The organism is Roseibaca sp. Y0-43 (assembly GCF_020667835.1).
Classification (GTDB): Bacteria; Pseudomonadota; Alphaproteobacteria; order Rhodobacterales; family Rhodobacteraceae; genus Roseinatronobacter.
On sequence record NZ_JAFMPR010000004.1, the window covers coordinates 199,963 to 223,414 of the forward strand.

Annotated in this window: 26 protein-coding genes; 11 read left to right on the plus strand and 15 right to left on the minus strand. The window is 62.7% G+C overall.

Annotated elements, in window-relative coordinates; genetic code table 11:
• The first annotated feature begins 1 nt into the window (after position 1).
• The 3 genes from J1C52_RS06780 (at position 2) to phaR (ending at position 3,070) form a co-directional block, all read left to right on the plus strand.
• Entirely contained in the window at positions 2-1,804 is a 1,803-nt protein-coding gene (locus tag J1C52_RS06780) for a PHA/PHB synthase family protein (RefSeq protein ID WP_227427174.1), read from the plus strand.
• A gap of 136 nt (positions 1,805-1,940) precedes the next feature.
• Positions 1,941-2,384 carry a phasin family protein gene (locus J1C52_RS06785; protein ID WP_227427175.1) on the plus strand — a complete coding sequence of 148 codons (444 nt, stop codon included), beginning with the start codon at positions 1,941-1,943 and terminating at the stop codon, positions 2,382-2,384.
• Positions 2,385-2,527: 143 nt separating this feature from the next.
• Complete coding sequence (phaR, locus tag J1C52_RS06790) at positions 2,528-3,070, plus strand: polyhydroxyalkanoate synthesis repressor PhaR (RefSeq protein WP_227427176.1); 543 nt, start codon at positions 2,528-2,530, stop codon at positions 3,068-3,070.
• A gap of 3 nt (positions 3,071-3,073) precedes the next feature.
• On the opposite strand, the gene J1C52_RS06795 is transcribed toward phaR, so the two are convergent.
• From J1C52_RS06795 to J1C52_RS06835, 9 genes are all read right to left on the minus strand, one after another.
• On the minus strand, positions 3,074-4,369 hold the full coding sequence (locus J1C52_RS06795; RefSeq protein ID WP_227427177.1) for an NAD(P)/FAD-dependent oxidoreductase: 1,296 nt from the start codon (positions 4,367-4,369) through the stop codon (positions 3,074-3,076).
• The gene (locus J1C52_RS06800) at positions 4,366-5,721 is read right to left on the minus strand and encodes a glutamine synthetase family protein (RefSeq protein WP_227427178.1); all 1,356 of its coding nucleotides are present in this window, start codon (positions 5,719-5,721) and stop codon (positions 4,366-4,368) included. The genes J1C52_RS06795 and J1C52_RS06800 overlap by 4 nt, the downstream gene beginning before the upstream one ends.
• Positions 5,718-6,404, minus strand: coding sequence for a type 1 glutamine amidotransferase (locus J1C52_RS06805; RefSeq protein ID WP_227427179.1), 687 nt, complete (start codon positions 6,402-6,404; stop codon positions 5,718-5,720). Before J1C52_RS06805 ends, J1C52_RS06800 begins: the two co-directional genes overlap by 4 nt.
• 77 nt (positions 6,405-6,481) lie before the next feature.
• Positions 6,482-7,816 carry a glutamine synthetase family protein gene (locus J1C52_RS06810; protein WP_227427180.1) on the minus strand — a complete coding sequence of 445 codons (1,335 nt, stop codon included), beginning with the start codon at positions 7,814-7,816 and terminating at the stop codon, positions 6,482-6,484.
• Positions 7,817-7,819: 3 nt separating this feature from the next.
• Entirely contained in the window at positions 7,820-8,671 is an 852-nt protein-coding gene (locus J1C52_RS06815; protein WP_227427181.1) for an ABC transporter permease, read from the minus strand.
• Positions 8,668-9,549: an ABC transporter permease gene (locus tag J1C52_RS06820; RefSeq protein ID WP_227427182.1), complete on the minus strand. Its 882-nt coding sequence runs from the start codon at positions 9,547-9,549 to the stop codon at positions 8,668-8,670. The genes J1C52_RS06815 and J1C52_RS06820 overlap by 4 nt, the downstream gene beginning before the upstream one ends.
• 48 nt (positions 9,550-9,597) lie before the next feature.
• Positions 9,598-10,335, minus strand: coding sequence for a transporter substrate-binding domain-containing protein (locus tag J1C52_RS06825; RefSeq protein WP_227427183.1), 738 nt, complete (start codon positions 10,333-10,335; stop codon positions 9,598-9,600).
• 25 nt (positions 10,336-10,360) lie between these two features.
• A complete protein-coding gene (locus tag J1C52_RS06830) occupies positions 10,361-11,134 on the minus strand; it encodes an ABC transporter ATP-binding protein (RefSeq protein WP_227427184.1) in 774 nt (257 codons plus the stop codon).
• Between the two features lie 107 nt (positions 11,135-11,241).
• Positions 11,242-11,667 carry a YHS domain-containing (seleno)protein gene (locus J1C52_RS06835; protein WP_227427185.1) on the minus strand — a complete coding sequence of 142 codons (426 nt, stop codon included), beginning with the start codon at positions 11,665-11,667 and terminating at the stop codon, positions 11,242-11,244.
• Between the two features lie 132 nt (positions 11,668-11,799).
• Here J1C52_RS06835 and ettA point away from each other — a divergent pair, with 132 nt between their 5' ends.
• From ettA to J1C52_RS06865, 6 genes are all read left to right on the plus strand, one after another.
• Positions 11,800-13,455, plus strand: coding sequence for an energy-dependent translational throttle protein EttA (ettA, locus tag J1C52_RS06840; RefSeq protein ID WP_227427186.1), 1,656 nt, complete (start codon positions 11,800-11,802; stop codon positions 13,453-13,455).
• Between the two features lie 127 nt (positions 13,456-13,582).
• Entirely contained in the window at positions 13,583-13,885 is a 303-nt protein-coding gene (locus tag J1C52_RS06845) for a BrnT family toxin (protein WP_227427187.1), read from the plus strand.
• Positions 13,842-14,096: a CopG family antitoxin gene (locus J1C52_RS06850; RefSeq protein ID WP_227427188.1), complete on the plus strand. Its 255-nt coding sequence runs from the start codon at positions 13,842-13,844 to the stop codon at positions 14,094-14,096. The genes J1C52_RS06845 and J1C52_RS06850 overlap by 44 nt, the downstream gene beginning before the upstream one ends.
• 64 nt (positions 14,097-14,160) lie before the next feature.
• On the plus strand, positions 14,161-15,474 hold the full coding sequence (locus tag J1C52_RS06855) for a 3-deoxy-D-manno-octulosonic acid transferase (RefSeq protein ID WP_227427189.1): 1,314 nt from the start codon (positions 14,161-14,163) through the stop codon (positions 15,472-15,474).
• Positions 15,475-15,551: 77 nt separating this feature from the next.
• Positions 15,552-16,244: a hypothetical protein gene (locus J1C52_RS06860; RefSeq protein WP_227427190.1), complete on the plus strand. Its 693-nt coding sequence runs from the start codon at positions 15,552-15,554 to the stop codon at positions 16,242-16,244.
• 20 nt (positions 16,245-16,264) lie between these two features.
• Positions 16,265-17,365 (plus strand): hypothetical protein, encoded by a 1,101-nt coding sequence (locus J1C52_RS06865; RefSeq protein WP_227427191.1) that lies wholly within the window; start codon positions 16,265-16,267, stop codon positions 17,363-17,365.
• Here J1C52_RS06865 and J1C52_RS06870 read toward each other — a convergent pair.
• Positions 17,362-18,276 carry a glycosyltransferase family 2 protein gene (locus tag J1C52_RS06870; protein WP_227427192.1) on the minus strand — a complete coding sequence of 305 codons (915 nt, stop codon included), beginning with the start codon at positions 18,274-18,276 and terminating at the stop codon, positions 17,362-17,364. The genes J1C52_RS06865 and J1C52_RS06870 overlap by 4 nt on opposite strands.
• 2 nt (positions 18,277-18,278) lie before the next feature.
• On the minus strand, positions 18,279-19,262 hold the full coding sequence (locus J1C52_RS06875) for a KpsF/GutQ family sugar-phosphate isomerase (RefSeq protein WP_370633235.1): 984 nt from the start codon (positions 19,260-19,262) through the stop codon (positions 18,279-18,281).
• A 105-nt stretch (positions 19,263-19,367) separates the two neighbouring features.
• Here J1C52_RS06875 and J1C52_RS06880 point away from each other — a divergent pair, with 105 nt between their 5' ends.
• Entirely contained in the window at positions 19,368-19,718 is a 351-nt protein-coding gene (locus J1C52_RS06880; protein ID WP_227427194.1) for a fluoride efflux transporter FluC, read from the plus strand.
• The gene (locus tag J1C52_RS06885; protein ID WP_227427195.1) at positions 19,715-20,056 is read left to right on the plus strand and encodes a fluoride efflux transporter FluC; all 342 of its coding nucleotides are present in this window, start codon (positions 19,715-19,717) and stop codon (positions 20,054-20,056) included. The genes J1C52_RS06880 and J1C52_RS06885 overlap by 4 nt, the downstream gene beginning before the upstream one ends.
• Positions 20,057-20,080: 24 nt before the next feature.
• Here J1C52_RS06885 and J1C52_RS06890 read toward each other — a convergent pair whose 3' ends face one another.
• The 4 genes from J1C52_RS06890 to fabA all read right to left on the minus strand — a co-directional run bounded on the left by J1C52_RS06890 (position 20,081) and on the right by fabA (position 23,293).
• Positions 20,081-20,869 carry an enoyl-ACP reductase FabI gene (locus J1C52_RS06890; RefSeq protein WP_227427196.1) on the minus strand — a complete coding sequence of 263 codons (789 nt, stop codon included), beginning with the start codon at positions 20,867-20,869 and terminating at the stop codon, positions 20,081-20,083.
• 11 nt (positions 20,870-20,880) lie between these two features.
• A complete protein-coding gene (gene fabB, locus J1C52_RS06895) occupies positions 20,881-22,110 on the minus strand; it encodes a beta-ketoacyl-ACP synthase I (RefSeq protein WP_227427197.1) in 1,230 nt (409 codons plus the stop codon).
• A 91-nt stretch (positions 22,111-22,201) separates the two neighbouring features.
• Entirely contained in the window at positions 22,202-22,669 is a 468-nt protein-coding gene (locus J1C52_RS06900) for an RrF2 family transcriptional regulator (protein WP_227427198.1), read from the minus strand.
• A 114-nt stretch (positions 22,670-22,783) separates the two neighbouring features.
• Positions 22,784-23,293 carry a bifunctional 3-hydroxydecanoyl-ACP dehydratase/trans-2-decenoyl-ACP isomerase gene (gene fabA, locus J1C52_RS06905; protein ID WP_227427199.1) on the minus strand — a complete coding sequence of 170 codons (510 nt, stop codon included), beginning with the start codon at positions 23,291-23,293 and terminating at the stop codon, positions 22,784-22,786.
• Positions 23,294-23,452 lie beyond the last annotated feature (159 nt).

Below are 23,452 nucleotides of genomic sequence, written 5' to 3' on the forward strand. Positions count from 1 at the left end.
TATGACAACTTCTGAATATGATGATGGGAAAAAAGCCGAGCGCCTGAAAGAAAATATGGCCCGGATCGAGGCACTGACCGAACGCCTGACCAATGCCCTTGCCCATCGCACCCCTCCGCGCCCCAGCCTGCAAGCCCCCGATCCCGACCTGTTCCTGCACGGCGTGACCGCCTACTGGACCGAAATGGCCAAGAACCCGTCCAAGGCGCTGGAGCAGCAGCTGGAATTCTGGGGCAAATCGCTCAAGCACCATCTGGATGCGCAAAAGGCGCTGCAAAGCGGCAAGCTTCAGGCGCCCGAAGACAAGACGCCCGATGACCGCCGGTTCTCGAACCCGCTTTGGAAGACCCACCCCTATTTCAACTATATCAAGCAGCAATACCTGATCGCCTCTGAAAGCATGAAGGACGCGATCGAGAGCCTTGATTCGGTCGATCCGACCGAAAAGCGCCGCCTGCAATATTTCACCACCCAACTGGTCGACATGATGGCGCCGACCAATTTCCTGGCCACCAATCCCGACGCGCTTTTGAAAGCGGTCGAGACCGAGGGCGAAAGCCTTGTGAAAGGGCTGGAGAACCTTGTCCGCGATGTCGAGGCGAACCGGGGCGAGTTGCAGGTCACGCTGGCCGACAAGGAAGCGTTCAAGCTGGGCCAGAACCTTGCGACCACGCCGGGAAAGGTCGTGTTTCGCAACCACCTGTTCGAGCTGATCCAATACAGCCCCAGCACTGAAAATGTCTATCGCACGCCGCTTGTGATCTTCCCGCCATGGATCAACAAGTTCTACGTCATGGACCTGAAGCCGCAGAACAGCTTGGTCAAATGGATCGTGGATCAGGGCTATACGCTGTTCATGGTGTCATGGGTGAACCCGGATGCCAGCTATGCCGACACCAGCATGGATGACTACGTCGAGCAGGGCTATCTGGAAGCGATCCGGGTTGCACGCGAGATCACGGGCGAACCGCAGGTCAACGCGATCGGCTACTGCATCGCGGGCACCACGCTGTCGCTGACCTTGGCGCTGATGAACAAGCGCAAGGATAAATCGGTCCGCGCGGCGACGCTCTTCACCACCTTGACCGATTTCTCGAACCGGGGCGAGGTGGGCGTATTTCTGGAGGATGATTTCGTCGACGGGATCGAGGCCGAGTGCAACGAGAAGGGCTATCTGGACAGTTTCTTCATGTCGCGCACCTTTTCCTACCTGCGCTCGAACGACCTGATTTATGGCCCGGCCATTCGCAGCTACATGATGGGCGAAGCGCCGCCCGCGTTTGACCTGCTGTATTGGAATGGCGACGGCACCAACCTGCCGGGCAAGATGTGCGTCGAATACCTGCGCGGGCTGTGCCAGCAGGACAAGTTCGCCTCTGCCACGTTCCGCATCTGCGGCGAGGATGTGTCGCTGTCGGACGTGAAACACCCGATCTTCGCGGTGGGGTGCGAGACGGACCATATTGCTGCGTGGAAATCCAGCTTCCGGGGCGTGGCCAAGATGGGCAGCCGCGACAAGACATTCGTGCGCGCCCAGTCGGGCCATATCGCGGGCATCATCAATCCGCCGTCCAAGAAGAAGTACGGCCACCATGCCGGGCCAGAGGTCGCGGGCACGCCAGAAGACTGGCTGGAAGCGGCCGAGTTCCACGAAGGGTCTTGGTGGCATCTGTGGGAAGAGTGGCTGCGCAAGCGTTCCGGGGCCAAGGTTCCGGCGCGTATCCCCGGTGATTCGGGCTATCCGGCCCTTGCGGATGCGCCGGGCACCTATGTGGTCAGCACGAAAAACGAAGCCATGTCATAGGCTTGGTTCAGCGTGACCAGAAAAATGCTGCGGCGCAGAAAAAAACATTGAAATGCTGCGCTGCAGCGTGCATATTCTGTTCAGACGCAGGGAACATGTTGCGACCTGCCGGAAGTTACCGAACAGGAGAAGCACAATGGCTACCACCACCGACTACACCAAGATGATGAAAGACATGATGGGCGCAATGCCGATGGACACCACCGCGTTCACCGACATGTTCAAGACCCAGGCCGCTCTGACCGAGAAGATGAGCAAAGTTGCCCTGGAAGCTGCCGAAAAGTCGACCGAAGTTTCGACCAAGTGGACGAAGGCAACGCTGGCAAAAGCTGGTGAGCTGTCGACCGCCAAGGACGACCCCGCCGACTACACCAAAGCCATGACCGATTTCGCATCGGCTTCGGCTGAAACCGCTGCCGAGCATGTCGCTGCTTTCGCTGAAATCGCGAAAAAAGTGCAGATGGACACCGTCGAGCTGCTGATGGCTGCCGGCAAGGACATGCAGGAAGAAACCGCTGCTGCCGTCAAGAAAGCCACCGACACGGCAACCAAAGCGACGAAAGCTGCAACCGCCAAGTAAGGCGAGACAGTTCTCTCTCCAGCGGAACCGTTCCTCCCACGGTGACCCGCGACTAAAGGGTGCGCAGATGCTGCGCGCCCTTTTCTTTTGTTTCAACCTCCCCTAGGCTCTGCTGCACTGCAAAACCCAAGGGAGGGGGCCTCGTGTCACAAGACGCAAAACCGCTGCTGATAAAGCGCTATGCCAGTCGCAGGCTGTATAACACCGAAACCAGCGATTACGTGACGCTAGAGGACATCGCGGGCTTTATCCGCGACGGGCGCGAGGTGAAGATCGTCGATCTGAAATCGGGCGATGACCTGACGCGGCAATACCTGCTTCAGATCGTGGCCGAGCATGAAAGCCGGGGCGAAAGCGTACTGCCCATCGAAGTGCTGACCGATCTGGTGCGCAGCTACACGACGCAAGCGCAAAGCGTTGTGCCGCAGTTTTTGGCCATGTCGTTCGAAATGCTGCGCGAAGGTCAGTCCCAGATTGTCGAGAACATGGCCCGCGCCAACCCGATGGCCGCCATGCCGGGGTTCGAGGAAATGCAGCGCCAGCAGCAGGCTTTTATGAAAACCATGATGGCCGGGTGGCCGGGTCTGAAAGAGAGCGACAGCAAACCCGCTTCGGGCGATGATCTGGACGACATCAAGAAGCAATTGTCCGAATTGCAGGACAAGCTGTCGAAGCTGAACAAGTAAGCCCTAGACGCCCAACCGGTCACGCAGCGAAAACCACGTCATGGCCAGCGCCAGAAGCGGGCTGCGCAGGGCGGAACCGCCGGGAAAACTGGGCAGGGGCAGCTTGCTCATCAGGTCGAACCGTTCACTTTGACCGGTTATCGTGTCGGCCATGATGCGCCCCGCCAGCGTGGCCAAGGCAACGCCATGGCCGGAATAGCCCGATGCGGACAGCATGTTTGCACCGATCCGCATGAAACAGGGCAGGCGGGTCATGGTAATCGCCAGCGTGCCGCCCCAAGCATACTCGATGCGGGTATCGGCAAGCTGCGGAAAGACCTGCAACATCGGTTTGCGCACCGTGCGGATCAGGTCGGGAAAGCGGTAGCCATAGCTTTCGCCCCCGCCGAACAGCAGGCGGTTGTCTTCGGACAGGCGGAAGTAATTGATGACGAATTTGCTATCGGCCACGGCATGGTTTCGGGTCAGAACCGTGTCTTCGGGCAAGGGTTCGGTCGCCACGATGAAATTGTTGATGGGCATCACCTTGGCCGCCACTTGCGGCACCAGCCGACCCAAATAGCCATTCGCGGCCAGGATGACATGATCGGCCTGCACATGCCCGGTCTGGGTGCGCACAACGGGTTTCGCGCCGTCCTCTATCGCGACGACCAGCGCATTTTCATGGATGGTGGCCCCCGCCGCCAGCGCCGCGCGCGCCAAGCCCAAGGCAAAGCGCAACGGGTGCAGATGCCCCGCGCCATGGTCCAGCACACCGCCGCGATAGCCCGGTGCTTTCACCAGCGCCTGAATCTGCGTGCGGTCGAGCGGTTCCATATCGGTATAGCCGTAATCGCGCGCCAGTTTCTCGGCATAGGCGCGGGCATGGGGCAGGCCGCTGTCGTGCCAGTCGGCATGGATGACACCGGGCGCGATGGGGCAATCCATGCCGTGCCGCGCCACAAGATCATGCACCAGATCGCGCGCGTCCAGCCCGATCTGCCACAGGTGGCGCGCATCGTCGCGCCCGACCATGCGCTCGATCTCGTCCTGCTCTATGCGCTGGCCCGGTCCGATCTGCCCGCCATTGCGGCCCGATGCGCCAAAGCCGACCCGATGCGCCTCCAGCAGGCGCACCGAATAGCCACGCTCCGCCAGATGCAGCGCGGCAGACAGGCCTGTATAGCCGCCGCCGATGATGCAGACATCGGCCGTCACGGCCCCCTTTAGCGCGGGCTGAACGGGCAGGGGTGTGGCGGTCGCGGCATAGTAGCTGTCCGGGTAGTGCCCCGCGCGGTCATTGGCAAACAGCAGGTTCATACGTTCAACAGCAGATGCTCGCGCTCCCACGGGCTAATGACCTGCAAGAACTCGTGGTATTCGTCGCGTTTCACGGCCGCATAGGTCTTGCAGAATTCCGGTCCCAGAATGTCGTGCAGCGCGGTGGCATCCTCGAACAGGGACACCGCGTCGCCAAGCGTGCGGGGCAGTTCGTCCTCGTCCATATAGGCGTTGGTGCGGCATTCCTCGCGCGGGCCCTGCTGTTCGATCAGCCCCAGATAGCCACAAGCCAGCGACGCCGCGATGCCCAGATAAGGGTTGCAATCCATGCCCGCCAAACGGTTTTCCACGCGCCGCGCTGCGGGCGACGAAATCGGCACGCGCAGCCCCGTGGTGCGGTTGTCATGGCCCCATTCCAGGTTGATCGGCGCCGCGAAATCCGGGACGTAGCGGCGATAGCTGTTCACATAGGGTGCAATCAGCGCCACGGCTGACGGCAAGTGCCGCTGCAAGCCGCCGATGAAATGCATGAAGGCGTCCGTGCTATCGCCTTCTTCGGTCGAGAACAGGTTCTGCCCGGTGCCCGTGTCCAGCACCGAATGGTGAATATGCATGGCGCTGCCCGGTTCACCCTCGATCGGTTTGGCCATGAAGGTGGCGAACATGTCATGGCGCAAGGCCGCTTCGCGGATCATGCGCTTGAAGTAAAAGACCTGATCGGCCAGCACCAAGGGGTCGCCATGGGCGAGGTTGATTTCCACCTGACCGGCCCCGCCTTCTTGCAGGATGCCGTCAATTTCCAGCCCCATGGCTTCGGCGAAATCATAGATGTCGTCGATCACCTTGCCGTATTCATCCACGGCGGACATGGAATAGGCCTGCCGCGCCGCCGCGCGCCGACCCGTCCGGCCCATGGGGGGGATGATGGGCATGTTGGGGTCCAGATTGCGGGCGACGAAGAAGAACTCCATCTCTGGCGCGATGACGGGTTGCCAGCCTTTCGCCTGGTAAAGCTCCAGCACGCGGCGCAACACGTTGCGGGGCGCGGTCGGGATCGGTTTGCCGTTCGCATCCTCTGCATCGTGAATGATCTGCAAGGTCCAGTCGGCGGTCCATGGCGCCGCGGTCACGGTCGAGAAATCGGGCCGCATGATCATGTCGGGTTCCAAATCGGCCCCGTCGCGGAAATCTGCCCAACCGCCGGTGATCGTCTGCAAAAAGATCGAGGTGGGCAGGTAGTATTTCGCCGTCTCGTCGAATTTGAATGCAGGCATGGCCTTGCCGCGCGCGACGCCGGCCATGTCCCCGATGATACATTCCACCTCGTCCAGGCGGCGGCCTTCCAGATAGTCGCGCGCGGCTTGAGGGATTTGATCGCGCCAGCTTGTCATGCCTGCACCTGTGCGTGTTCCTTGAAAAAAGCGGCAATGCGCGCGGCGATCACATCGCCCTGCGCACCGCCCAATTCGGTTTCGGCCCTGTCCAGCAGCGCGTCGGGGACAACCCCGCGCCCGCGATGGTCGATCAGCCCCTTGATGACCGCATCGGAATATTCCGGATGCGCCTGAACCGAAAAGCCATGACCGGGATAGAGCAGCGCGGCATGGGCGCAAAACGCGTTCCAGCCCACGGTCTGCGCGCCCTCGGGCGGGGTGATGACCTGATCCTGATGCCACGCGTTCAGCCGCAGCGGCCCGGTGTCGAAGCTGTAATCCTGCGCGCCCACGGCCCAGCCGCCTTGGTATTTCGCAACCGTGCCGCCAAGCGCCTGCGCCATGGCCTGATGCCCGAAGCACACGCCCACCACGGGCACATTCGCTGCGAAAGCGTCGCGGATGAACTGCTCCAGCCGCGCGATAAAGGGCAGATCGTCATAGACCCCGTGGCGCGAGCCGGTAATCAGCCAGCCATCGGCGTCATGCACGTTGCCGGGAAATTCCATCGCTTCGACATGCCAGCTTTGGAAGGTAAAGCCATTCCCGTCCAGCAATCGGATGAACATGGACGGGTATTGCCCCAGCTTCGCGCCAAGCACCTCGGGCGGACGCCCGCATTCTAGGATACCGATCTTCATGGTATGGGTCTTTCGGGGTTCTCTGCGCAAACGCTACAGCGCCCCAAGGGCACGCGCAAGGCCGCCGCACGCGTGGGCTACAGGCTGTCCAGGTAAAGGGTCGCCAGGTCTTGCGGGCTGAGCGCGGCAAGCTCTGCGATCTCTTGGCGCTTGGTGCGGGTGAAATTGTCGATCAGCCGGTCGGGAAAGATCCTTGGCATGAGGGTCGAGGTCGAAAAGCGGTCGACCGCCATTTCCCATGACTCCGGAATCTGCGGCAGGTCTTGCGCATAGGCATTGCCGACTAGGGGCGCGGGCGGGGCGATCTGGTCGGTCAGTCCCAGCTCCATCCCGCCAAGGATGGCGGCCAGTACCAGATAGGGGTTCGCATCGCCGCCGGGCACCCGATGCTCGAACCGCCGCGCGGCGTTTGGCCCGTTGGGCACCCGGATAGAGGCGGTGCGGTTTTCATAGGCCCAGCCAATCCCGGTGGGCGCATGTGCCCCCGGCACCAGCCGGTCATAGCTGCCCGCATGGGGCGCGAAGATCAGCGTGGCATCGGCCATCGTGGCCAGCACCCCGCCAATTGCGTGGCGCAAGGCGTCGGACCCCTGCGGGGTGCCATCGTCGAAGATGTTGCGCCCGTCGCGGTCCAAGAGCGAGGCATGGACATGCAGCCCGCTGCCCGACGCATCGGGGTAGGGCTTGGCCATGAAGCTGGCCGCGAACCCATGCGCCCGCGCCAGACGCCGGACCAGCAGCTTGAACAACCAAGTGTCGTCAGCCATCCGCAACGCGTCGGTGCCGTGGTTCAGGTTGATCTCGAACTGTCCCGGCCCGGCTTCGGATGTGGCGGTGTCGGCGTCAATGCCCAAGGCCTCGCAGCCCTCATAGAGCGCATCGAAAAAGGCGTTGAACGCATCCATGACCTGCATCGACAGGGTTGCCGCCCCCCAGCCGCGCCGCCCGGTGCTGGGGCTGACGGGTGGCTGGAACGGGCCTTCGCTGTCGTCGATCAGGTAGAATTCCAGCTCTGTCGCGGTGACGGCGGTCAGGCCACGCGCCGCCAGCCGGTTGACGACAGCTTCCAGCGCATGACGGGCATCGCCGCCGAAGGGCGTGCCATCCTCGCGGTGCATGGCCATCGGCAGCATCGCCGCTTCCGGCCCGATCCACGGCATGGGCAGCAGCCCGCGCGCGGTGGGGCGCAGGAAACCATCGGCATCGCCGGTGTCGAACAGAAGCGGGCTGTCTTCGATGTCATTGCCGCGAATATCAAGGTTCAGCGCCGAGAGTGGCATCTTGGCTTGCCCCGCCATCAGCTTGGGCAAGGCTTGCGGCGACATGCGCTTGGCGCGTGCCACCCCGTTCAGGTCAGGAATGACGATGCGGATCTGGCGCAGCAATTCGGGATCGGGATGCGTGGCGGCCATGGTCTACCGAATATATTGCGGGCGAAAGCGGAACCGCGCGCGCCGGGTTTGCGGCAAATGCCGGTTCAAGCGCCGCCCGACCAGCCCGTAGACCGCGACGATCACCAGCGTCAGGGCCACGAAATAGGCGGCCACCAGCGGATAGGCGACGAAGGGGTTGAAGGTCTGGTCCACGAAATAGCGCGCGTAATAGAACGCCTCGCCCACCTGCTGGCGCGCGGGGAAGGCCGACAGGAACACCAGCGTTGTGGAATGCGTCAGGAAAATCGCCTCATTCGTGTAGCTAGGCCATGCCAGCCGCAGCATGTTCGGAAAGATCACGCGCCGAAACTTGGTCCAGCCGCGCATCCCGTAGGCGTCGGCCGCTTCCAGATCGCCCTTGGGGATGGATTGCAACGCGCCGTGGAACAGCTCTGCCGAATAGGCGGTGGTGTTCAGCACCAGCACGAACAACCCGCCCACCTGCGCCGTGGTCAGCGCCGAGGTGTCGACCGTCAGCGTGACAAAGCCCAAGGGAATGTCGATGCCGCTGCGCGGCAACAGCACGAAGGCCGCGTAGAAAAAGAAGAACTGGATGAACAGGGGCGAGCCACGGAAGACGAAGATGAACCCGCTCGCAGGGCGCGACAGCCACGGGTTCTGGCTGAACCGCGCCATGGCCACGGCCACCGACAGGCCAAAGCCGATGGCGATGGCAAGGCCCGCGAAATAGATGTTCCACATCAGGCCCGACCCGATCAGGAAGACCTGATCGCAAAAGGTGATGTCCAGACCGCGCGGCAACAGCCGTTCGCCGAAATCGCGGCCCAAGGCGCGGAAGGCGTATGCCTCGAAGCTTTCCCAGCAGGTTCTCATGCGGCGGCCTTTCGCATCCGCTCACCCGCGGCGGTGGCTTGGCCATGCGACAGGCGACGACCCAGCCACGCGAAAACACGTTCGCTGATCCATGTCAGGAACAGGTAGAAGATCAGCAGCGCCAGAAAATACCACATGCGCCAGTCAGGGTGGGGGTAGGAAAACAGCGAGGTTTTCTGCCCGCCCAGTTCCCGCGCCCAATAAACGATGTCTTGCAGCCCCAGAAGGAACAGAAGCGGCGTGGCCTTTATCAGGATTTGCCAGATATTCGACAGGCCCGGCAGTGCGTAAACCCACATTTGCGGTAGCACAACGCGGCGAAAGGCTTGCGCGCGTGTCATACCATAGGCTTCGGCGGTTTCCACCTGCGCGCGGGGCACGGCCTGCATGGCCCCGTGCAACGTGTTGGCCACGAAAGCGCCGAAGACCAGCGCGAAGGCCAGCACCGCCATGCCGAAAGCATAAGCCGTATACAGCCATTGGGGCGAGCCGTTGGGCGGCACTTTCGCCTCTGGGCAGACAAGGAAATCGGTGCCTTGGCGGATCGGCTCTGTCCAGTCGGGGCAGCGGACCTGGTGCAGCATCCATTCAATGCCTTGGCCAAGCGCGATGGGCACGAACAGGAAGAACACGATATCGGGCACGCCGCGCACGATGTTCACATAGACCTTGCCGACCGCGACCAGCGGCAGAAAGCGCGCGCGCAGCGCCAATGCCCCAAGCATCCCCATGCCAAGCGCTGCCGGTGCGGTGACGGCCAGCAGGACCAGCACCAACAGGAACGCCCCGTAAAAGTTCAGATGGGTCGCCGATGTCAGGTAACAGGCGAACCAGTCGAAACCTTCAAGGACAGAGGGGTCAGAGCAAAAGCTGAACATGCGCGCGGGCGAGGGGGCAGGGCCAAGCGCTGGCCCCGCCCGTTTGCCTTACTCGAACAGCGGCTGGTCTTCGCCGAACCACTTGGTAATCATGGCATTCAACGAGCCGTCGGCCTTCATCTCGGTAATCACGCCGTCGAAGGTCGCGCGCAGTTCGTCGTCGCTTTGGCGGGTGCCGACACCGATCCCGTCGCCCAGCAGCACGTCATCGCCAAGGAAAACAAGCTCACCCGCCGAGTCGGTGACATAGGGGTCAAGAAAGGCCTTGTCGGCCAGAACCGCATCCACTTCGCCATTGCGCAGGGCAGCGATGGTTTCATCCGGCGTCGGGAATTCCAGCAGGTCTGCGTCCGACTCGGCGATATAGCCCGCCTGAATGGTGCCCGACTGCGCCGCCACGACGCCCGACATGGTCACGCTCGCATCGGTGCCTGCCAACGCGATGAAGGCCGAGGGTTCGGGTTGCAGGTAGTTCTGGCTGAACGAGATGACTTCCTTGCGGGCGTCGGTAATGCTCATGCCGGCCATAATGGTGTCATAGTTGCCGGACACCAGATTGGGGATGATCGTGTCCCAATCGTTAATGACCCATTCGCAGGTCAGACCGGCGCGGGCACAGATTTCGTCGCCCAGTTCGCGCTCGAACCCGTCCAGCTCGCCCGTGGCATCGTTGATGAAGTTATACGGAGGGTAAGCCCCTTCCGACCCCATGCGCACCACGTCTTGCGCCAGTGCGGCGCTTGCGCCAAAGGCCGCCAGCGACAGGCCAAGGATCAGTTTTTTCATTGTCATTCTCCCGGTTGGTTTTTGGTTAGTTGGGTTGGCTATGGCTGAGGAATTGCTTCAGCCGCTCGGATTGCGGATTGCCGAACAGGGTGTCGGGTGGACCCTCTTCCTCTATGCGGCCATCGTGCAGGAAAACCACATGGCTGGACACATCGGCGGCCATGCGCATGTCATGGGTCACGATCAACATGGTGCGCCCTTCCTGCGCCAGCGCCTTGATGACGCGCACCACTTCCTGCTCAAGCTCGGGGTCCAGCGCAGAGGTCGGTTCGTCGAACAACAGCGCGCGTGGCTCCATACACAAGGCGCGCGCGATGGCGGCGCGCTGTTGCTGCCCGCCCGACATCTGCGCGGGGTAGACATCGGCCTTGTCGCCGATGCCCACCTTGTCCAGCAGCGCGCGGGCGCGGGGTTCCACCGTTGCGGTGTCCTGTTTCAAGACATGCACCGGCGCTTCCATCACGTTTTGCAACACGCTCAGATGCGACCAAAGGTTGAAGCTTTGAAACACCATCGACAGGTTGGTGCGAATGCGCGTGACCTGCGCGCGGTCGGCGGGTTGGCGCGATGCACCCGTGCCGCGCCAGCGCACGGGTTCGCCCTCGAACAAGATCTCGCCTTGCTGGCTGTCTTCCAGTAGGTTGCAGCAGCGCAAAAGCGTGGATTTGCCCGACCCCGACGACCCGATCAGCGAAATCACGTCGCCTTTATGCGCCGCAAGGCTGACGCCTTTCAGCACTTCAAGCGGCCCATAGGCCTTGTGAAGCTCGCGGATCTCGATAACGGGCGTGTCGGGCATGTGACCTTGCTGGCGTAACCTTTGGGCCATTTCTGCCCAAAAACAGGGCAATGGCAAGGGTGCTCACGCCTCGTGCCCCTTGGTGACGCTGCGTCGCGCCGCCGTGCCTAGTTGTTGCGCAACCCTGGCCAGTTCGCATCGGCCCGCGCGATGAAGCCCGGAATGTCTCGCTCCCAGCGGCGTTGAATGCGGCGATTTGCGTTCAGGTAAAGCTTGCCATCGACGATGACCCAAGCCTCGGGGTCGACTGGGGCCAGGTAGCCCTCGGCCACGGCCCATGCACAATTGCCCCCATATTGCGGGGCGTAGGCAGCGGGGTCGGCGGCAAAGGCATCGCGGTTGGCCGCCGATGCGAAATGCCAGCGCTGCCCGTTCCAATCAAGGCTATAGGACGCATCACCGCGGCGCGGCGCACCTTCCGTGAAATAGGCCACCGGGTCATAGCCGTCGAGCGCGGGCGCGGCTTGCGCCAGAAGCGGCGTCGCAGGCAGGGCCAGCAGCGTGGCGACCAGTAGGGCGCGGCGAGAGATCATGGCATCCTCCATCGTGACTGCTTCACCCTACGCAGCACGCGCCCAAATCGTAACATCACCCTTGTGTGAATGGCTTGCGACAGCGCCGCGCGGGCTGTAGGTGTCTGGCCAAACAGATCAGGAGCAAGCTTCATGGCGTCGTATCAATATGTCTACCACATGGATGGCGTGTCCAAGACCTATCCGGGTGGCAAGAAATGCTTCGAGAATATCCGCCTGTCCTTCTTGCCGGGTGTGAAGATCGGCGTGGTGGGCGTGAACGGCGCGGGCAAATCGACGCTGTTGCGCATCATGTCCGGGGCCGACAAGGATTTCACCGGCGAGGCATGGGCCGCCAAGGGTGCCAAGGTCGGCTACCTGCCGCAAGAGCCGCATCTGGACCCGTCGCTGGACGTGCGCGGCAATGTCATGCTGGGCGTGGCGGAAAAGCAGGCGAAGCTTGACCGTTATAACGAACTGGCCATGAACTACTCGGACGAAACCGCCGAGGAAATGGCCAAGCTCCAAGACGAGATCGACGCCGAGAACCTTTGGGATCTGGACAGCCAGATCGACGTGGCACTAGAGGCGCTGCGCTGCCCGCCGGATCATGCCAATGTCGAAACCCTGTCGGGCGGTGAACGCCGCCGCGTGGCGCTATGCAAGCTGCTGCTGGAAGCGCCCGACATGTTGCTTCTGGACGAACCGACTAACCATCTGGACGCCGAAACGGTCGCGTGGCTGCAACAGCACCTGATCGACTACAAGGGCACGATCCTGATCGTCACGCATGACCGCTATTTCCTTGACGACATCACTGGCTGGATTCTGGAACTCGACCGCGGCCGCGGTATTCCTTACGAGGGGAATTATTCTTCGTGGCTGGAGCAGAAAGCCAAACGCCTCGCGCAGGAAGCGCGCGAGGACAAGTCGCGCCAGAAATCGCTGGAGCGTGAATTGGAATGGATCCGCGCCGGGGCCAAGGCGCGGCAGGCCAAATCCAAGGCCCGCATCGCGGCCTATGAAGAAAAGGCCAGCCAGTCCGAGCGCGAAAAGATCAGCCGCGCGCAGATCATCATCCCCAACGGCCCGCGTTTGGGCGGCAAGGTCATCGAAGTGACCGACCTGCGCAAAGGGTTCGAAGACAAGCTTCTGATCGAAAACCTGTCCTTCGCGCTGCCGCCCGGTGGCATCGTGGGCGTGATCGGGCCGAACGGGGCCGGGAAATCGACCTTGTTCCGTATGCTGACCGGGCAGGAACAGCCCGATGCGGGGACGGTCGAATTCGGGGACACGGTGCAACTGTCTTACGTCGACCAGTCGCGCGATGCTTTGGACGCCAACAAGACAGTGTGGGAAGAAATCTCGGACGGGTTGGACATTATCCAACTGGGCGACGCCGAGGTGAACAGCCGCGCCTATTGTTCTGCCTTCAACTTCAAGGGCGGCGACCAGCAGAAGAAGGTGGGCCTGCTGTCGGGCGGCGAGCGCAACCGCGTGCATATGGCGAAACTCTTGCGCGCGGGCGGGAACGTGCTTCTGCTCGACGAGCCGACCAACGATCTGGACGTGGAAACCCTGCAAGCGCTGGAAGCGGCGCTGGAAGATTTCGCGGGCTGCGCCGTTATCATCTCGCACGACCGCTTCTTCCTTGACCGGCTGTGCACGCATATTCTGGCCTTTGAAGGCGAGGCGCATGTCGAATGGTTCGAAGGCAACTTCGCGGCCTATGAGGAAGACAAGAAACGGCGGCTTGGTCCGGACGCGCTGGAGCCGAAGCGGGTGAAGTATAAGAAGTTTACCCGATAAGTTGTTAAAAACTGAATGAAAACCAAACGCGGGGACGCAAGGCTTCCCCGCGTTTTCTTTATGTTGACCAAGGCGAGCTATTTACAAGCAAGCATATCTTGCTTGGCTGCACATTTGTACATACATTATGATCGACTTCGATTGGGACAGCGGTAACAGTGCGAAATGCGAGAAGCATGGGCTGACCCGCGCCCAGATCGAAGCGATGTTTCGTTCGGGCTTGCATGTCGCGCCCGACCCGGAGCACTCCACTCTGGCCGAACAGCGCTTTATCGCGGTCGGCCTGACACGCGAAGGTCGACCGGCCTTCATTGCCTTTTGCTGGCGGGACGGCAGAATCCGGCCCATCAGTGCCCGTTACATGCACGCCCGAGAGGTGGCCCGCTATGCCCAAGCCTTCCCCGACATCCGTTCCCGTCCTGACCACTGACAGGGCCGCCGAGGAGTTTCTTGAGCAAGACCTCTCGACGCTCGATTTCGCGCAGTTCAAACCCATGCGGTTCGAAGCGTTGCCTAAATCTGCGCGCTTGACCATGCGCTTGCCCGAACCTCTGATCGCGGCATTGAAAGCGCGCGCGAAGGAACGCGGTATCCCTTACCAGCGCCTGATCCGCGAAGCGTTGGAACAAGCTCTCGACTAACCCCACCTTGCACCCGCCCCCGCAATCGGCGACAAGCCGCTGAACCATTCCAAGGGGCCAGACCATGCGACAGCCTCCGGCGTTGATCCGGGCCTATATGGCGTTTTCGCGCCTGTCCGCGCCGATCTGGCACGCGGCGCTGAACTGGCGTGCGAAGAAGGGCAAGGAAGACCCCGCGCGTTTGTCCGAGCGTTGGGGCCAGCCTGCGCAGGCGCGGCCAGAGGGGGAACTCCTGTGGCTCCACGGGGTCAGCGTGGGCGAGGTGACGGTGCTTCTGACGCTTTTGGAGCGCCTCTCGCAAACTCGCCCGCAGACACATTTCCTGCTGACCTCGATCACCCGCGCGGCGGCCGATGCGATGGCCAAGCGTCAATTGCCGCCCCGCGTCATACACCATTACGCGCCCGCCGATTACCCGGTGGCGGTCACGCGCTTTCTTGACCACTGGCGCCCCGATGCGTTTGTGCTGTCGGAAATGGACCTCTGGCCGCGCCTGCTGGCGGAAACGAAAAAGCGCGGCATTCCCATGGCCATCGTCAACGCCCATGTCACCCCCCGCCGCCTGCGCAACCGCAAGCGCGTGGCAAGCGCGAATGGCTGGCTGATGGACCTGTTCGACACCATCCATGTGCAGGATGCGCGCTCGGCGGAGTTGTTCGCCGAAATCAATGCGCCGATGGACAAGATCAAGGTCACGGGCCTGTTGAAAGCCGCGTCGAACCCGCCGCCGGACCACCCGGACGCCCGCAATGAAATCGCGGCGCAGATCGGCACGCGCCCGCGCTGGCTGGCCGCCTCTACCCGGACAGAGGAAGAGGCGCAGGTGATGCAGGTGCACCGCATGGCGCTAGAGACATGCCCTGACCTGCTGATGATTATCGCGCCCCGCCAGATGAAAGACGCCGACCGAACAGAGGCCGATGCGCGTGCCGTCTTCGACCCCGCGCGCATTGCGCGGCGGTCCAAGGGCCAGCCCATTACGCCGCAAACGCAGGTCTATATCGCTGACAGCATGGGCGAGATGGGGGTCTGGCTGCGGCTGGTGCCGGTGGCCTATCCCGGCCAGTCGCTGCCGCTGGATGGGCGCGTGATGACCGGCAAGAACCCGTTCGAGGCCGTGGGGCTTGGCGTGATGGTCGTCCATGGCCCGCATTTCGGGAATTTCCGTGCTGCCTACGAGTTGCTGGCGGCCGAGGGCGCGGCTTTGGCCGTGGCCGATGCGGGGGGCATGGCGCAGGCCGTGGTCGCCGCCCAAGACCCTTCCTTCCGCGCGCCCTATCTGGAGGGCGCGGCCCGCGTGCAGGCGCAGGTCATGGCCCCGCTGGAACAGGCCGCGCTTATGATCGGCACGATGCTGCCGCGGGATAAGGACAAATGAAATACTCGTTTTAACCGCCTGCAAGGCACGGTATGCACGGGCCGGAAACTGGACAACAGAACGGAAAGGTCTGGGACATGGACAAACTTCGCGTCTATATCGGTTGGGATTCTCGCGAGGATATCGCCTATCAGGTGGCCAAGCAGTCGCTGGAAAAGCACGCCACCATTCCGGTCGAGGTGATCCCGATCAAGCTGCAAGAGCTGGTCGATCAGGGGCTCTATACGCGCGAGATTGACCCGCTGGCCTCGACCGAGTTTACCTATTCGCGTTTCCTTGTGCCGTATCTGGCCGGATACGAGGGCTGGGCGATCTTCGTCGATTGCGACTTCCTCTTCTTCGGCGATGTGGCCGAGCTTCAGCAATACATGGACCCGTCCAAGGCGGTTTGCGTCGTGCAGCACGACTATAAGCCCAAGGAAACCACCAAGATGGACGGGGTGCCGCAATCGGCGTATCCGCGCAAGAACTGGTCGTCCTTCATGCTGATGAATTGCGCCCATCCCAGCACGAAGCAACTGACGCCCGAAGTGGTCAACAGCCAGACCGGCGCTTATCTGCACCGTCTGCAATGGGCGCAAGATGATGAAATCGGCGCGCTGCCCACCGGCTGGAACTGGCTGGAAGGCTGGTATGACAAACCGGCAGAGGGTTATCCGCAAGCCGTGCACCACACCCGCGGCGGTCCGTGGTTCAAGGAATGGCAGGACGTGGATTACGCCGCCGAATGGCTGGCCGAAGCCGCCGAGTATGAGGCCAAGGCCGGGTGACGTGGTCCGCGCTTGCTCAGATGGACGGCATCGTCGCGCCGCCGGGGCTGTTTCCGGCGCGCGACCTTCCGCCACTGTCGCGCTGGCGCACCGATGACCCCGTGCTGCGGGACCGCTATGACACCGACACGCTGATCTATGGCGCTGTCTGGAGCGCGCAGGCCAAGCGTCTGCGCGTCTTCGCGCCGCGCCCGCTGAACCTGTGGCCGATCTTGCGCGGTGCGCGGTGGCTGGCTGATGGTACGGCCTTGAGCAAGCCGAAGCTGCGCCGCTTCAAGCGCTACGCTACGCTGGAGTTTGACGCGCCGCAGCCGGTCGTGCAGCTTGGCTTCGAGAGCGAGGGCTGGCAGGCTTCGTGCCCCGTTCAGCGGGCCGACCTTGCCCCCTTCGCGGGGGGCAACGTGCTTTACACCATGTCGCAGAACAATGATCTGGATTGGGTCTGCGATTGGGTCATGTATCACCACCGCGCCCACGGGGCCGATGCGGTGCTGATCTCTGACAACCGCTCGACCGCCTACACGCCTGACGATCTGCGCGCGCGGCTGGTGGGGTTGGGTGTGCTCAAAGCGGTGCTGGTGCAGTCTGTGCCCTATCGCTACGGGCCAAGTTCGCAGATCTGCACGCGGGCGTCGGATGCGCGCTACTTGCAAAGTGCGACAGCGAATTTCGTGCGCGAGGCGTGGCTTGGCAGGGCCAGTGCCGTTCTGTCCTGCGATATTGACGAGATCGTCGCCAGCCAATCCGGGCGCAGCATTTTCGATGCGGTGCGCAACTCGCGGCTGGGGGTTGTGACCTTTCCCGGATACTGGCGCTTTTGCGACCCGGCGCAGGACAGCCCGACGCATTCGGACCATGTCTATACGCGGTCCGACCGGCTAAAGCCTTGTCCCACGAAATACGCGTGGCGGCCCGATGGCTGGCTGGGCAAGTGGTCATTGATGACCCACAGCCTTGAATCCGTGCCGCGCCGTTGGGCCAGCGGCGCGCCCGATTTCTGGTTTTTGCATTGCGACGGGATCACCACGCGCTGGAAAGCGGGCCGCGAAAAGGCGGATGCGGCATTGTCGCAAAGCTATGACAAGAACGCGAAAATGGCGCTCGCGCGGGGCGGGCTTTAGCGCTTGAAAAGCTTCGTTTCCAGCGTCCAGACCAGATGGGACAACCGGGTCGATTTCACATCCTGATAGACGAAGGGCCGTCGCACTTTGCGCGTGGTCGTAAGGTAATCCTCGGCGAAGGGCAGCGTGTTCGCAGGCCTGTTGCGCAGGCGCAGGACGCTGTCCGCGTCCATGTCGTGAAAGAACGCATTCTCGCGCACCCGCGCGGGCAAGATACGTTGCGCAAGGGATCGGCTGCGCGCGCGCCAGCGAAAGATCGGGACTTCGGGGCAATAAAAGCCCCAAGGCGCGTGCAGCCATTGCATGGGGCGGAAAAGGCTTTGCGCCTGTTGACCATTCGCGCCCTCGCTAGGTTGAAACCGCCAGCCCGCCGCGCGCAGGGCCTGCACATCGGCAATGCAGATATCAGCGTAGAAGTTCCACGGTCTGAGCGCATTGTCCCGCGTGCGGATCTGAAGCGACCCCGGCACATCGCTGGGGGTCGCGGTCCAGCCGGCCTTTTTCTTGATCGCCTTGATGAAAAACGGATAGACGAAGGCCGCGTCAGTTGGCGCAAGAGCCTGTTCGACATGGTCCATATCGGTGGCGTCGGGGCTGCGGACAAGCTGTGTGTCCTCTTGCAGATACAGCAGAAAGCGCGTGTCGCATTCGGCAAGCGCGCGTTGCATGTTGCCGTATAGCCCGCCATGAAACCCTTTATCGCCAGAGGCCACGATCACGCGCACGCCGTCCATGGTCCGGGCTTCTTCCAACAGCGCAAGCTGCGCGGGGTCGTCGCTGGCATCATCCATTACAAGCACGGGCGCACCGGGCAAATGCCGCCGCACCGACGCGAGGCAATTGCGCAGATGCGCCGGACGGTTATAGGTCATGATCGCGACCGTCAGCGTGGCCGGAGGGGCAAGCAGCATCCTCAGACAACGCCCGCGCGCAGGCAGTCATGCAGGCGGATCATGCCCTGCACCTGCTGCGCGTCATCGACCACGCAAAGCGCGTTCACCTTCTTGCCGTTCATGACTGCCACCGCTTCGGACACCAGCGCATCGGGGCCGATGGTCTTGGGGTTGCGGGTGGCCACGTCGCGGGCGCGGCGGGTCATCAGCCCGTCCATGTTGCGGCGCAAATCGCCGTCGGTGATGATACCTGTCAGCCGCTGCCCCTCGACAATGATCGCCACGCCATAGCCCGTGCCGGTCATGCGCATCAGCACATCTGGCATAGGCGTGTCTTCGGCGACCAAGGGCAGCACATCGCCCGTATACATCAGGTCGGCCACGCGCAGGAATTGCGCGCCCAGCTTGCCGCCGGGGTGGAAGACATGGAAGCTTTCAGGATCGAACCCGCGCCGCTTCATGACCGCGACCGCCAGCGCGTCGCCAAGCGCCATGCTGGCGGTGGTCGATGTCGTGGGGGCCATGCCGATCGCGCAGGCCTCTGGCACATCGGGCAGGCGCAGGACCGTATCCGCCGCGCGCCCTAGCGTGCTGTCGGGCGCGCGCGTGATCGCGATCAGCGGAATGCCGAAGCGGCGGGTGTAGCTGATGACATCACTCAACTCGCGCGACTCGCCGGAATTCGACAAGAGGATGCAGCAGTCTTCTTGCGTAATCATGCCCAGATCGCCATGGCTGGCCTCTGACGCATGGACGAAATGCGCGGGCGTTCCGGTCGAGGCGAAGGTCGCCGCCATCTTGCGCCCGACATGGCCCGATTTGCCAATGCCCACCACGATCAGCCGGCCCGAAAGCCCGGTCAGGCGTTCGACGGCCTCGGCGAATTCATGGCCCAGTGCGTCGCCCATCTGCAAAAGCGCCTGCGCCTCGGTGCGCAGAACCTCGCGGCCTGCCGCGATTGCATCTTCGATTGTCTTTTGCGGCACCGGCCTGACCTCTTGCATTTGGTGTGCGCGACTTAGCGCGCCGCCCATTGGCAAGTCAATTGCAGGGCGGCCGCTTTCAGATTGGGCCTTTGCGGCGAACTGCGCTAAAGCTGGCGCATGGACGTGACGATCACATCTTTGGGCGCTGTGTTCCTGGGCGGTGCCTTGGGCGGGCTGGCGCGGGCATGGCTGGCGACCCGGCTGACCGGGGCAGGCGGGCTATTGGCCGTCAACACCTCTGGCAGCTTCGCCTTGGGGTGGTTGGCTGCGACGGTTGCGCCTGAAAGCGCGGTCTGGCTGTTCTGGGCAACCGGCGTTCTGGGGGCTTACACGACCGTGTCCAGTTTCGCGTTGCAAAGCGTGCAGATGTGGCTGGAGGGCGCGCGCGGGCGGGCATCCGCCAATGTCATCGCCGCCGTTGTCTTGTCCGTGGCCGCCGTGGCGCTGGGCTATGGGCTGGGGGCCATGCCATGATCTGGGTCGCCCTTGGCGCGGGCTTGGGCGCGCTGGCGCGGGCGGGCCTGTCGCTGGCGCTGCCGCTATGGGGCACGCTTCTGGCCAATGCGCTGGGGTCTGTCCTGATCGGCCTTCTTGCCGCTTGGCCCATGTCGGCGCGGATGCGCGGCTTTGCCATGACTGGCTTTTGCGGCGGCTTCACCACGTTTTCGCTGTTCGGCCTTGAGACGTTCGCACTGCTGGCCGAGGCCCGCTACACGCCCGCCGCCGCCTATGTCGCGGCAACGCTTGCGCTGTCCTTGGGCGGGGTGGCATTGGGCCTGTCGGTCGGCAAGCGGTTGCGGAGTGACGGATAGACGGGGCGCGCCGCGCCGCGCCCTTTACAGATTGTCTACCTGCGGCAGGCCCATGATGTGATAGCCGCCATCGACATGCACGATCTCGCCCGTCGTATGTGCGCCGTAATCGCTGGCCAGAAACACCGCCGCACCGCCCACGCTTTCCAGCGTGGCGTTGCTGCGCAGGGGGGCGTTTGCTTCGGTGTGGCGGTAGGTCTTGCGCGCGCCACCGATGGCGGCCCCTGCCAGCGTCTTCATCGGGCCGGGGCTGATCGCGTTCACGCGAATGCCCTCTGGCCCCAGATCATTCGCCAAGTAGCGCGTGGCACTTTCCAGCGCGGCCTTGGCCACGCCCATGACGTTGTAAAACGGCGTCACCTTGTTCGAGCCTTGGAAGGTCACGGTCAGCAGGCAGCCGCCATTGGGCATGAGTTCGGCGGCGCGGCGGCCTGCGTCGATGAAGCTGAAGCAGCTGATGTCCAGAGAATGCGCGAAATTCGCGCGGCTGGTGTCACGGAAGCGGCCCGTCAGTTCCGCCTTGTCGGAAAAGGCAATGGCATGGACCAGGAAATCCATGCTGCCCCAACGGGTTTTGAGCGCGGCAAAAGCCGCGTCCATCGACGCGTCGTCACTGACATCGACATCCAGCAACAGGTCTGACCCGACGCTTGCGGCCAAGGGTTCCACGCGTTTGCCAAACGCCTCGCCCTGGTAGCTGAAGGCCAGCTCTGCGCCCTCTGCCGCCAGCGCTTGCGCGATACCCCACGCGATGGAGCGCTCATTGGCGACCCCCATCACCAGCCCGCGTTTGCCTTGCATCAGCCCTGTCATGGCGTGTCTCCTCAGTCGCGATAGGCGCTGAACACCAGCGTCGCATTGGTGCCGCCAAAGCCGAAGCTGTTGGACAGGACAGAGTCGAATTCGACATTCTCGACCAGCGAGGTGGCGATCTCTTCGGGGCGAATGGCCGGGTCCAGCTGCGTCACATTGGCAGAGGCGGCGATGAACTTGCCCTGCATCATCAGAAGCGAATAGATCGCCTCATGCACACCCGTCGCGCCAAGGCTATGGCCGGTCAGCGATTTGGTGGAGGAAATGGGCGGCACATTGCCTTCGCCCCAGATGCGGCGGATGGCTTCGACCTCTGTCACGTCGCCTGCCGGGGTCGAGGTGCCATGCGCGTTGATATAGCTGATAGCCCGGCCCTCTGGCAGCGTGCCAATTGCCAGCCGCATCGACCGCTCGCCACCTTCGCCCGAGGGTGCGACCATGTCCGCCCCGTCCGAGGTGGCGCCGTAGCCGGTGATCTCGGCATAGATCTTGGCACCGCGCGCTTTCGCGTGTTCCAGCTCTTCCAGCACCAACATGCCGCCGCCGCCTGCGATGACAAAGCCGTCGCGTGTGGCGTCGAACGCGCGCGCGGCGGTTTCTGGGGTGTCGTTATACTTGGACGACATGGCCCCCATCGCATCGAACAGGCAGGACAGGGTCCAGTCCAGTTCCTCGCCGCCGCCTGCAAAAACGATGTCCTGCTTGCCCATCTGGATCAGTTCGGCGGCGTTGCCGATGCAATGCGCCGAGGTCGAGCAGGCCGAGGTGATCGAATAGTTCACGCCCTTGATCTTGAAGGGCGTGGCCAAGCAGGCCGAATTGGTCGAGGACATGCAGCGCGTTACCATGAACGGCCCCATGCGCTTGGGGCTGCCTTTCTCGACCACGATCTTGTGCGCCTGAAACAGGTTCGAGGTGGACGGCCCGCCCGACCCGGTCACAAGCCCGGTGCGCGGGTTGGAAATGTCGCTGTCGTCCAGCCCGGCATCGGCGATCGCCTGCTGCATGGAGAGGAAGTTATAAGCCGCACCCGGCCCCATGAAGCGCAGGTCGCGCTTGTCGATATGGTCTTCGAGCACGATGTTGGGCTGGCCCTTGACCTGGCTGCGAAAGCCATGCTCGGCGTATTCGGGGGCAAAGACAATGCCCGAGCGGCCCTTGCGCAGGCTGTCCGACACCTCTTCGGCGCTGTTTCCGATGGGTGAGATGACACCCAGACCTGTAACGACTACGCGACGCATGACCGCCCCCCTTTTGCTTTTCTGCCGCCCGACTGTCTAGGGCAGGGCGGTCGTCAGGGCAAGCCGCAAGCGTGTGCCGTGGCCCTTGGGCTCAATGCAGGCTGGCGCAGCTTTCGGGGGTTTGCGGGGCCATGTCCAACAGCTCGCGCAAGCCGCAATTTCCGCGCACCAGGTCTTGCAGCGTTATCATGTCCAACTCGTGATAGAACGCATCCAGCGCACGCTTCAGGTAGTTGCGCAGCCGGCAGGCATGGACCAGCGGGCAGGTGTTGCCGTCGGGCGAGAAACATTCCGCGAAAGGTGTTCCGGCCTCGAAGACGCGAAACACCTCGCCAATGGAAATATCGGTGCTGTTGCGCGCCAGTTTCAGGCCGCCGCCCCGCCCGCGCAACGTGTCGACATAGCCGTGCTCTTGCAGCGTATGCACCACCTGCAACAGATGATGCACAGAGGCGTTGCACCGTTCGGCGATATCCGCGGTGCGCAGCTTCTCGCCGTCATTGATCCCGCAGGTCATGAGCACCCGCAGGGCCAGATTGGTTCGTGTTGTCAGGCGCATCGTTTCCAGCTTCCTTTTGGGCTTGTCTAGCGAGGTTGGCGGGAAAAATCCTGATCTGAATCAAGTTAGCGCAAAAACAAGCACGCGGCGTGCAAGAAAAATAAAGGCCTGTGTCTATTCCGCCGACAGCGCGACTTTCATGTCCTTCACCTGGTAGATCACTTCGCCATCGGCCTCGACGATGCCGTCGGCCACACCCATGGTCAGGCGGCGGGTCTGGATCGCCTTGGTGAAATCGACCTTGTAGGTCAGCATTTTACGGTCGGGGCGGACCATGCCGGTCAGCTTGACCTCTCCGACGCCAAGCGCATAGCCGCGCCCGGTCCAGCCGCGCCAGCCAAGGTTGAAGCCGGTCAGCTGCCACAACCCGTCCAGCCCAAGGCAGCCGGGCATGATGGGGTTGCCGGGGAAGTGGCATTCGAAAAACCACAAATCGGGAGTGATGTCGAATTCCGCCACGACGTGGCCCTTGCCGTGCAAACCGCCATCGCCGGAAATATCGGTGATGCGGTCCATCATCAGCATGGGCGGGGCGGGCAGTTGGGCATTGCCGGGGCCGAACAATTCGCCGCGGGCGCAGGCCAGCAGGCCTTCCTTGTCGAAGGATGTCGGGAATTGGGACATGGGAACCTCTTCTTGTTGCGGCCAGACGCGGGCCGGATGGGTCTATCACCCTCGTCCAAGCCACTGCAAGAGTGCCTGCGCCAAGCTGCGACCTGTTTTCATTTGAAATCTGCCGCAAGCGCGCGTATCTATACTGCCATGGATACGAGCTTTGCAGAT

Coding starts and splice junctions, on each gene's coding strand:
- J1C52_RS06875 (WP_370633235.1), bottom strand. CDS start 19,262: ATGCAAGAGGTCAGGCCGGTGCCGCAAAAGACAATCGAAGATGCAATC.
- J1C52_RS06900 (WP_227427198.1), bottom strand. CDS start 22,669: ATGCGCCTGACAACACGAACCAATCTGGCCCTGCGGGTGCTCATGACC.
- J1C52_RS06855 (WP_227427189.1), top strand. CDS start 14,161: ATGCGACAGCCTCCGGCGTTGATCCGGGCCTATATGGCGTTTTCGCGC.
- J1C52_RS06785 (WP_227427175.1), top strand. CDS start 1,941: ATGGCTACCACCACCGACTACACCAAGATGATGAAAGACATGATGGGC.
- J1C52_RS06835 (WP_227427185.1), bottom strand. CDS start 11,667: ATGATCTCTCGCCGCGCCCTACTGGTCGCCACGCTGCTGGCCCTGCCT.
- J1C52_RS06810 (WP_227427180.1), bottom strand. CDS start 7,816: ATGGCCGCCACGCATCCCGATCCCGAATTGCTGCGCCAGATCCGCATC.
- J1C52_RS06830 (WP_227427184.1), bottom strand. CDS start 11,134: ATGCCCGACACGCCCGTTATCGAGATCCGCGAGCTTCACAAGGCCTAT.
- J1C52_RS06865 (WP_227427191.1), top strand. CDS start 16,265: ATGGACGGCATCGTCGCGCCGCCGGGGCTGTTTCCGGCGCGCGACCTT.
- J1C52_RS06890 (WP_227427196.1), bottom strand. CDS start 20,869: ATGACAGGGCTGATGCAAGGCAAACGCGGGCTGGTGATGGGGGTCGCC.
- fabB (WP_227427197.1), bottom strand. CDS start 22,110: ATGCGTCGCGTAGTCGTTACAGGTCTGGGTGTCATCTCACCCATCGGA.
- J1C52_RS06800 (WP_227427178.1), bottom strand. CDS start 5,721: ATGACAAGCTGGCGCGATCAAATCCCTCAAGCCGCGCGCGACTATCTG.
- J1C52_RS06825 (WP_227427183.1), bottom strand. CDS start 10,335: ATGAAAAAACTGATCCTTGGCCTGTCGCTGGCGGCCTTTGGCGCAAGC.
- J1C52_RS06820 (WP_227427182.1), bottom strand. CDS start 9,549: ATGTTCAGCTTTTGCTCTGACCCCTCTGTCCTTGAAGGTTTCGACTGG.
- J1C52_RS06850 (WP_227427188.1), top strand. CDS start 13,842: ATGCCCAAGCCTTCCCCGACATCCGTTCCCGTCCTGACCACTGACAGG.
- J1C52_RS06870 (WP_227427192.1), bottom strand. CDS start 18,276: ATGCTGCTTGCCCCTCCGGCCACGCTGACGGTCGCGATCATGACCTAT.
- fabA (WP_227427199.1), bottom strand. CDS start 23,293: ATGTCCCAATTCCCGACATCCTTCGACAAGGAAGGCCTGCTGGCCTGC.
- J1C52_RS06815 (WP_227427181.1), bottom strand. CDS start 8,671: ATGAGAACCTGCTGGGAAAGCTTCGAGGCATACGCCTTCCGCGCCTTG.
- J1C52_RS06780 (WP_227427174.1), top strand. CDS start 2: ATGACAACTTCTGAATATGATGATGGGAAAAAAGCCGAGCGCCTGAAA.
- J1C52_RS06805 (WP_227427179.1), bottom strand. CDS start 6,404: ATGAAGATCGGTATCCTAGAATGCGGGCGTCCGCCCGAGGTGCTTGGC.
- J1C52_RS06860 (WP_227427190.1), top strand. CDS start 15,552: ATGGACAAACTTCGCGTCTATATCGGTTGGGATTCTCGCGAGGATATC.
- J1C52_RS06845 (WP_227427187.1), top strand. CDS start 13,583: ATGATCGACTTCGATTGGGACAGCGGTAACAGTGCGAAATGCGAGAAG.
- J1C52_RS06795 (WP_227427177.1), bottom strand. CDS start 4,369: ATGAACCTGCTGTTTGCCAATGACCGCGCGGGGCACTACCCGGACAGC.
- J1C52_RS06885 (WP_227427195.1), top strand. CDS start 19,715: ATGATCTGGGTCGCCCTTGGCGCGGGCTTGGGCGCGCTGGCGCGGGCG.
- ettA (WP_227427186.1), top strand. CDS start 11,800: ATGGCGTCGTATCAATATGTCTACCACATGGATGGCGTGTCCAAGACC.